This window comes from Cellvibrio mixtus subsp. mixtus J3-8, assembly GCF_000766945.1.
Taxonomy (GTDB): domain Bacteria; phylum Pseudomonadota; class Gammaproteobacteria; order Pseudomonadales; family Cellvibrionaceae; genus Cellvibrio; species Cellvibrio mixtus_A.
This window is the reverse complement of record NZ_KN266208.1, coordinates 654,419-661,534: the sequence shown is the minus strand read 5'-3', so window position 1 is coordinate 661,534 and position 7,116 is coordinate 654,419. Positions and strand designations below refer to the sequence as shown.

Genomic DNA, 7,116 nt, shown 5'->3' with positions numbered 1-7,116 from the left:
CTTGTGCTTGTGCTTGTGCTTGTGCTTGTGCTTGTGCTTGTGCTTGTGCTTGTCGGAAATCCATAGCTTGCCATCTCAATGTTCAGGTGCAGCCAGAATAAAAATTTACTCTCTGGCTCATTCCAATAAAAAATTCACTTTTTACTAGGTAGTTAGCGTAATTTTTCAGGACAGCTTGTGAAAACTCATTCGTACCCCCCGTTTCAGCTTAAAAGTCTTATACAGTATTGGCGGAATACACTCGCAGATGAAGATCTTATGGGGTTAGATGCGTCTGCGTTTCCTGTTAAAACGACTGCAACCGCAATTCACTCTGGCCTCTTGGATGAAGATTCTGTCAATAAGCTTCAACAGATTTGGGGTGAATGCAAAAAGCAGGCTGCCTGGAGTCAAACAGCAGCTGATGTTGCATCGAGTGATGATGATTTAATACCAATAATAATTTTAGGGAAAGGTTTTGCTCCCCGGCATGAGCATGGCAAAGCAGTCACAGCGAAAAAGTCATCTGCATCTTATTATACGTTGCATATCCCGGCTTCAATAAATTCTTCAGGTACGCTTAGCTATTCTGAACTCTCCGTCCCCTGGATTGGGCGACAATATTTATATCCCAATGAAGAAACCGATGAAAATACACCGTTAATAGGTGATGTAGCTGTATATGATGGCTGGTTGGATAAAAATCCGTTAGGTGACTTTTCCTGGGCAGAATTCATGGCATGGTGTGAAGAATTATGCCGGCATGTTATTGCGGAAAAAATACCTGAAGGATTTATAGCGTTATCGGATTTTCGTATCGATATTTCCAAATCCACTAAAAATGCGGCGCGATCTCTCTGCCAGCTTTACGATGCCCTTCAACAGGAAAATCAGTTTCCCGCGTTGTTTAATCGCATATGTTATGGACGCGAAGCACACCATAACGTCGACTCTAATTTACGCATCAAAAATTTTGCGTCCGCTCGCGGAACTATGAGCACAGCTTATGGCTTGGCAGATAGCCAGTCTGATGCAATTGCCGCATACAAGGATTTGGTGCATGGCGAAGTGCTTGCTGTTAACGGGCCGCCAGGCACGGGAAAAACAACTTTATTACAAAGTATTATTGCTTCTGAGGTTGTGGCTACAGCAATGGAAGGTGGGTTGCCCGCAGTCATTGTTGGCGTATCCACTAACAATAGGGCTGTGGTTAATATCAACCGTAGTTTGAATGAAATTTTTCAGGAAAATCCAGGCTCATCATTATTTATATGGGCTCAGCGATGGATTGAAAATGCTAATACCTATGGTCTTTATTTGCCTGCTGGTGAAGAGAAAGCGAATGAGGCAAAAAACGATGGTTACAAAATCGCAGTAAAAGTCGGCCAAAAATGGACCGGGTTTCCCGAGTGCGAAACTGACGCAGCGTATCTGGCAAGTAGTAAACTATATTGGGTTAAGTGTTATACAGACTCTTATGGGGTAGAGCCCGATTCTATAGAAATAGGTCTGGATAATATTCGCGCGGATCTTCAACGTATCAATCAGGAAATAGTGAAAATTCAACATTGCCTTGAGGCGTATCAGGCGATTTCAACTTGGTGGTTCAACACCGCACAAGGATTAACGCCAGAAGCCTATATAGAAAAAGAAGATACACATCTTTCTTCTGTAATACATCAAATAACAGATGATGTACATAAATTGTATGAAATTTACAAAAGTGCAAAGGAACATCGCGATTTATTGCATTCAAAATCTATTGTCGCTGCAGAAGAGGCTAAAAAATCCTATGAGGATCAACAGGCCTACATTAGCAACTTAATGGGTATTAAATCCCAAATAAATTCTGCGTGTGCTCCTCACGGTTTTTTAGAATCATTGGCAGAAATGTTTCGATTTTCCCGAAAGTTATTCAATTACAAACGGGTTGCCCGGATTTTTTCCATAGCAGCACGCGAGCCGTTGGTTAATACTTTATTTGAAAAGGAAATACATAGTAATGAGCCAATAGTATGGCTTGATCGCGCTGATCAAATTGTGAAGGTTGCAGCCACTAAGTTGTCTCAACTCGCGAATGATCAAAAAATTACTGCGAAAATTTTTAATGAGGAGGTTGAAAAAGCCGATAGGAATTTACAATCAGCTGTCAAAAATCATCACTTGATGAATCAAAAACTGGAGAAGGAAAAGCAAAATAAAGTTGCCCGATTACGGGGGTTGACGGAAAAATCCCGGGAACTGGATTTAAAAAGAGCTGCACTGGATAGCACCTATAACGAGCTAAGGCATCTTTCAGTTTCTGAATTTTTAGTTGATGAGAAAAAAATTGATCCACCAGAAATACCACCATCCGTAAAAGATTTTGATCGCCTGCTCGATATGACCTGGCGGCATATGGCCTTTCAGAAGGCAATGCGTTATTGGGAAGGGCGTTGGATAATAGAGGCTGAAGCGGTTCAGGAGGGCAAGATAATTACTAACAATGGCCGATTAGCTGCCGAAGCACGATTCCGGCGCTGGTGTATGTTAACACCGTGCTTAATTATGACCGCTCATTCATTGCCGAAATATTTTCGTTTTACTTCGAAAGATAAAGACGATAAATATATTTCTAATTTTTTATTTGATTATATTGATTTGCTAATTATGGATGAAGCGGGGCAAGTTGCCCCGCATGTTGGTGCTGCAGTTTTTGCGTTGGCGAGCAGGGCAGTTGTGGTGGGCGACATCTACCAAATTGAACCTTTTAGTCGATTAACCCGGGGAACAGATCGTGCTAATTCTGTTCGTGCCGGTTTATCAGGTTTATGGCGTGATGGTGATCCGGCAACCCCTCACCTGATAAGTGACCCTGACACTGGTGCTCCGCAAGGCAGTGTTATGCGTCTCGCTCAAATGGCGACTATGTCAGTCTCTTCCGGTACAGAAAAAGAGCCGGGTATATTCTTGTCTGAGCATCGGCGGTGCCGCTCGGAAATTGTTAAATACTGCAATGAATTAATTTATCAGGGGCGTCTGGAACCATTAAGTCCTGCAAGAAAAGTGGAACCTCCGTTGCGTCCGTTAATGTGGGCGCACGTTAGGGGATTGGTAAAAAATGTAGGCGGTAGTCGGGCAAATGCCCCGGAAGCCAATTCTATTGCTGAATGGATTGTTAATAATGCAGAGGCATGGTGCCTTCATTATGAAAAGCGGATTGAGGATATTGTTGCTGTCGTCACGCCGTTCAAACCGCAGGCGGGGTTAATAAGTGACGCGTTGTCTCAACGGGGAAAGCAATACTCCAAAATAACTGTAGGTACAGTACATAGCCTGCAGGGGGCGGAAAAACCAATTGTGGTTTTCTCGCCAACCTATAACGCTGATACAGTGAAAGGCATGTTCTTCGACCATAAGCCAAATATGTTGAACGTGGCTGTTTCCCGTGCAAAAGATTCGGTTGTAGTGATTGGTGATATGAGGTTGTTCCGAAATAAAGGGCGATCACCTTCATCAATTTTAGGGCAAATGTTGTTTATTGATGCACGAAATGAATTGTCCGATGTAGATGGAAATCATCGTTTCAGTCGCGAGTTGTTGGTAAATGCAGAGCGTATATCCACACTTGAACGGCATCGTAATGTATTACGTGGTGCCCTCCTTGAGTCATCCCGCAATCAAATAATTCTTATTGCCTCTCCCTGGATTACAACCAAAGCTATCAGGGATGATGATCTTGTCGCACTCATTACAGAGGCAGTTGCACAGCGAGGTGCTCGAATATTGATTGTAGTCGATCGGGAACTGTCAGTGCGCACACCGGAACATTGTGGCAAAGAGGCTCTCGCAATAATGCAACGCGCAGGAGCAATCGTTAATTCGATTGCCAACATGCATAATAAAACGTTAATTATTGGTTCCGCGGAAATTATCGAGGGGTCATTCAATTGGTTATCCGCGCAAAGAAATAAAGGGGATAAGTACATACGGCATGAGGTGTCCTGGAGGATTACGGGCAAAAATGCCCCAGTGTCGATTCGTTCTGCACTTGAAGAGTTTGAAAAACTTGGTGTTGAAATTTAGCGGACTTGCCTGGCGTGAATTTTTAGTTCAACTAAAAAATATTAATTATTAAATCTCGAGCCTGGGCGGTAGTTATTTTTTGCAAAACCCGTCGGCAGCTTGCTGTATCAAATAATGGCATTTTGTAAATTGTATATCCTTAATAATTTTTCCAATCAAAAAACTGACTTTTAGTCTGGCTTCACATCCTCAATATTAAAAATCACAAAACCAAATTTTTGTATTTTTAGGCGACAAATAAGGCTTTAAATCACATTCTCTATTACCTAAGTGCTTGGCTCGTGGTATAAAACGATTAAAATTATAATACTTATAATTTTAATCGTTTTTGGCGACTTGCTTCGCCAGCAAATTATATTGTCGATGTTAAAAACGCCACGTTTGATGTAATCGTCGTGAATGAAGTTGTATTTCTCACAATAAAATTCAAGGCGATTGGAAGAAGCAGCATCGGCTTTTAAAACGAAAGTATTAAGGATTGGGCATTTTTTAAGGATAAGCCTGCAAAATAACTGGCCTATTATTTTGTAATGTTAAATCATAAGGGAAAAGGAACTCGGGCTATAAAAATCAAACTGGAGAAAGACAATGCGTAAAAAAATAATATTTGCTGTTGGTTCGGTTATTTCTTTTGTCGCGGTTAAGGTGTTTGCTGCAACTTTATTGGCATCACCGGGTTATATTGCTGCCGGCTGCTCGTGGAATTATTTGGGAGGAGGATACTATTCGCCGGTAAGTGTTAGTGTGCATGGGCTTTTTTGTAACGGTGCAGGTCCTATACTGGTTAAACAAGTTGTCACCCAGCCAACAGGATATGCATCTTGCACTATGAACCAATCGGCGAACCCGGATCTTTACACTTTCTCCAGTCCATTAACGTGTAATAATTATTCGGTGTCTACAAAATAATTCCTTATTGAATTACGCAAACTCTTCTGTTTCGAAGGGTTTGTGTTTTCGATTTAAAGTTTGATTTTCCGAATTTATTACCCTCAAGCTGTCCTGCAATCCTGGTTTATCCTAGTTTAATAATAACATGACATTCGGGTTTTTATGTTTGCGCGGTTTATGCGAATCTCGCGCTACCGTTGATCTTTCCAGGGTAAACGCCTGATTGGCTGCGAAGGTACTATTAAAATCCAGGTTCTACTTTTTATCCGCACTCAATATTGCCTTGCTGAACCTAAAAAACTACCATGTTTATTCAAATATTTTTCTGATAAATCCGCAGAATATTTTTTTTGATTAATTTAAATATTTTTTGAAATTAATTGCTTGTAATGAAAAATTCAATTTCCTTGACTTAAAATAAAACCGTACCTAGCATTTCAGGGGCATCAATATGTTGATGTTTTTATGAAGGTTAAGATGACAATAATGTATTAAAACGAAAGGAGTTTTTCATGAAGTTGATTAAAGCAATTATTTCATTGTCTTTTATATTTTTTGCGGCAATGTCTGTAAATTCTCATGCGGCAACAGTTACTGTTAATTGCAATTGGCAGCTAACGAGTGTTACCTCCGGGGCTCTTGGGCCCTACCATAATTATGTTTGCCACGACAACAATGTGATTGTGGCTCAAAGCTATGTTTACACCGTATACACTGTCCATGGGGTGTATACCGTTTGCGGTAGCTCTGCTGTCCAGTCAGGTTATAGCGTCACTGATAGCAACGCTTGCTTTTCAACCGTTCTGAAAACCATCCCGGATACTCCACCACAATCTTGTGGTCCTAATGCAGGCAAACTTTACGGGGATGTTTTTGTTAGTGCATACCCACAGCAAACACCACAGCCGTTCCCTGAAGCCCAGGTAAATGCATTTTGCGGCTCTTGCGGTTATACCACCCAGGTTTTAGGATCGGGTGCTTATGCGGCATCACTAAGAGTTACATGCAAAGGTTAATTCTTAAATAAAAAATATTCCGCATCAATATGCGGAATATTTTCCCCACATCCAGCGCAATATTTCCGGTAATAAAACTCCTCCATGTTTGTCGGAGTGATCGCCGTCGCCCCACACATGCCTTACTTCATAGCGAGCGCCTTTGTCTTTTTTCTCGTCAGCATTTTTGTTGGCCCACAGAAGTGCGGCGAGCATTTGCTGGTTGGAAAGGAACCAGTTGCCGTGTTCGTTATCGAGATCGTTGCTGCCGTCTTGCAGGAAAATTTTTAACGGGCGTATGGATGATTTGCGAATTAAACCGGGATAGAGATCACCACCGGGTGCCATAGGTTTATCGGCAGTAGCCGGTTGGTAGCCAATCGATGTATAGCTACCGATAATGCTAATGACATTGTGGAATGCGTCGGGTTTATTCCAGGCAACGGTAAATGCACAAATAGCGCCGCTGCTGGTGCCGCCAATAATGCGATCTTGTGGGTTGCTACTGATTGCGTAAGTTTTTTCCAGTTGCGGCAATAATTCTTCCAGCAACATGCGCGCGTAATTATCGTTAAGTGAATCGTATTCCTGCGCTCGACGATCGGGGTTGGACATTCCTAAATCATCCGGATAGGTCTCACTTGAATTTCCCGGGGTGATAAATAAACCAATCGTAGGCGGGATAGCTTTTTGGTGAATTAAATTATCTAGTACTTCCGGTACGCGCAAAGAGCCGTTTGGATTGGTTGCGCGCTGGCCATCCTGAAACACCAATAAGTTCAATGGTTTTTGATGCAAAGCTTCATAATTTGCCGGTAGATAAACCCAGTAGCGCCGTACGGTGTTTTTGAAAATCTTGCTATGAAATTCATAAGGGCCTTTAAGTGTGCCGTTGGGGACCCCGGCTTGTTGTAGTGAGTCGGTCGTGAATTGGTAGTCGCCGGGTTTGCGTTGTGCATCCGCATAGGCAGTGTTAAGGCTGATCGCATTGCTGAGAATTAGTAGTAAAGCCAGGAGTTTTTTCATTATGCAGTACCTGTGGTGGTTTTTATCGTTATTGATTGTGCGAGCTTTAAAAGGTGTGGAAATTGGCAAAACAGGTGATGGCTTTATAACACACAATTGTACGTTGCTTGAGCACATGCTATAAATGACAAGGTTGTCATAAAGGAAAGGCGAAGGCTTT

Annotated in this window: 4 protein-coding genes; 3 read left to right on the top strand and 1 reads right to left on the bottom strand. The window is 42.0% G+C overall.

What is annotated here, in order from left to right:
- Positions 1-258 precede the first annotated feature (258 nt).
- The 3 genes from A596_RS13345 to A596_RS13335 all read left to right on the top strand — a co-directional run bounded on the left by A596_RS13345 (position 259) and on the right by A596_RS13335 (position 5,951).
- Positions 259-4,044: an AAA domain-containing protein gene (locus A596_RS13345; RefSeq protein WP_039915429.1), complete on the top strand. Its 3,786-nt coding sequence runs from the start codon at positions 259-261 to the stop codon at positions 4,042-4,044.
- A 588-nt stretch (positions 4,045-4,632) separates the two neighbouring features.
- Positions 4,633-4,953 (top strand): hypothetical protein, encoded by a 321-nt coding sequence (locus tag A596_RS13340; RefSeq protein WP_039915427.1) that lies wholly within the window; start codon positions 4,633-4,635, stop codon positions 4,951-4,953.
- A gap of 494 nt (positions 4,954-5,447) precedes the next feature.
- Positions 5,448-5,951, top strand: a complete 504-nt coding sequence (locus tag A596_RS13335; RefSeq protein WP_039915425.1) for a hypothetical protein — start codon at positions 5,448-5,450, stop codon at positions 5,949-5,951.
- Between the two features lie 24 nt (positions 5,952-5,975).
- Here the strand turns inward: A596_RS13335 and A596_RS13330 are convergent, their stop codons facing one another.
- Positions 5,976-6,956, bottom strand: coding sequence for an alpha/beta hydrolase (locus tag A596_RS13330; protein ID WP_039915422.1), 981 nt, complete (start codon positions 6,954-6,956; stop codon positions 5,976-5,978).
- Positions 6,957-7,116 lie beyond the last annotated feature (160 nt).

Bases quoted from the DNA above. Each gene is read 5' to 3' on its own strand.
- A596_RS13340 (WP_039915427.1), top strand. From the start codon at position 4,633: ATGCGTAAAAAAATAATATTTGCTGTTGGTTCGGTTATTTCTTTTGTC.
- A596_RS13335 (WP_039915425.1), top strand. From the start codon at position 5,448: ATGAAGTTGATTAAAGCAATTATTTCATTGTCTTTTATATTTTTTGCG.
- A596_RS13345 (WP_039915429.1), top strand. From the start codon at position 259: ATGGGGTTAGATGCGTCTGCGTTTCCTGTTAAAACGACTGCAACCGCA.
- A596_RS13330 (WP_039915422.1), bottom strand. From the start codon at position 6,956: ATGAAAAAACTCCTGGCTTTACTACTAATTCTCAGCAATGCGATCAGC.